The sequence below is a fragment of the Nocardiopsis sp. RV163 genome, from assembly GCF_001029525.1.
Lineage (GTDB): Bacteria > Actinomycetota > Actinomycetes > Streptosporangiales > Streptosporangiaceae > Nocardiopsis > Nocardiopsis dassonvillei.
The window spans coordinates 1-1,669 of record NZ_LEKI01000327.1 but is presented as its reverse complement, the minus strand read 5'-3'; the positions used below and the strand labels follow the sequence as shown (position 1 = coordinate 1,669).

Genomic DNA, 1,669 nt, shown 5'->3' with positions numbered 1-1,669 from the left:
TCAGAGACGTGCTGCGCCGCGTCCCGCCGCGCCTGAGCACCCCCGGCCCGCTGCCCGACCCCGCCGACCACGGCGGCGACCTCATAAACGCCACCATCGCCGCCGTGGACCTGCTGGAGGGCTCCTACCTCGCCGTGCAGGGCCCGCCCGGCGCGGGCAAGACCTACCTGGCCGCCCAGCTCATCACCCATCTGGCCCGCCAGGGCAAGAGCGTGGGCGTGTGCTCCACCGGCCACAAGGCCGTGGAGAACGTCATGACCGCCGCCCTGCGCGCGACCGAGGCCGCCGGGGTGGAGGTGGCCGCCGCCAAACGCGCCAAGGGACGCGGCAAGGACACCGACCAGGACCCGCCCTGGGAACAGCCCTCCAGCCCCCAGGCCCTCGCCAGTTGGCGCGACAAGCACACCGCCCAGGGCCACCCGGTCCTCATCGGCGGCACCGCCTGGGCCATGTCCAACGCCGCCATGCTCGCCGACCCCCTGGACGTGCTCATCATCGACGAGGCCGGACAGTTCGCCCTGGCCGACACCCTCGCCGTCTCCGCCGCCGCCCGCAACCTCGTCCTGCTGGGCGACCCCCAACAGCTGCCCCAGGTCGTCCAGGGCACCCACGGCGAAGGCGCCGACGCCTCCGCCCTGCAACACCTCATGGCCGGACGCCAGATCATCGACCCCTCACGCGGCTACTTCCTCGACCAGACCCGCCGCATGCACCCGGACGTGTGCGCCACCGTCTCCGCCCTGTCCTACCAGGGCCGCCTGCACGCCCACCCCAGCACCGCCGACCGCGCCCTGGCCACCCTGGCGCCGGGCGTGTACACCCTGCCCGCCCCCCACCAGGGCCGCACCACCCACAGCCCCGAGGAGGTCCAGGCGGTGGTGGAGGTGGCCACCCACCTGGTCACCGACAAGGTCACCGGCGCCGCCGAGGCGCACCCGCGCCCTCTGACCGGCCACGACATCCTCGTGGTGGCCCCCTACAACCTCCAGGTGCGCGCCCTGCGCCGCGCCCTGGCCCAGGCCGCCCGCACCCATCCCGCCCTGGAGGGTGTGCGCGTGGGCACCGTCGACAAGTTCCAGGGGCAGGAGGCCACCGCGGTCATCTGCTCGATGACCACCTCCAACGCCGCCGAGGCCAGCCGCGGCACCGCCTTCGTCCTGGACCGCAACCGGCTCAACGTGGCCCTGTCGCGCGCCCAACTGGTCGCGGCGGTGGTCTTCTCACCCGACCTGCTCACCACCGCTCCGCGCAGCATCGACGAACTGCGCCTGCTCTCCTCCTTCACCCGCCTGACCGAGGGCGCCCGACCCTGGCCCGCCCGGTACTGACCGCCCCGCCCTGCGGTTTCGGAGCTGCCTGAGTCAGTGCTAGCTTGGTGGGCGTCGATTCGGAAGAGGACCAAGTCCGCACCGACCTACCGCCGGGCTGGCGGGACGTGATGTCTGTGGAGCTGATGTAAGACCGACGGGCGGTGCTCCGCCCTCCGAACAGTTCGGTTCGGCGACCAGCGACGAAGCAGAAAGCTCGACCCGCGAGGGAAGAATCCCCCCGCTTCGGATGGGAGAGAGGTCAAACAGCACCGCACGCGCCCCGGGCCCCAACGCCGGGGGCTGTGCCCTGCGTCTTCTGACGGCAAGAACCACCACCCGCGCCCCGGTGCGGGCGTGCC

1 protein-coding gene is annotated in these 1,669 nt (G+C 72.9%); it reads left to right on the top strand.

Features of this window, described 5'->3' with window-relative positions:
* Window positions 1-1,328, top strand: a 1,328-nt coding sequence (locus ABD54_RS26490) for an ATP-binding protein (protein ID WP_047872282.1), incomplete at its 5' end; no start/stop codon positions are given.
* Window positions 1,329-1,669 lie beyond the last annotated feature (341 nt).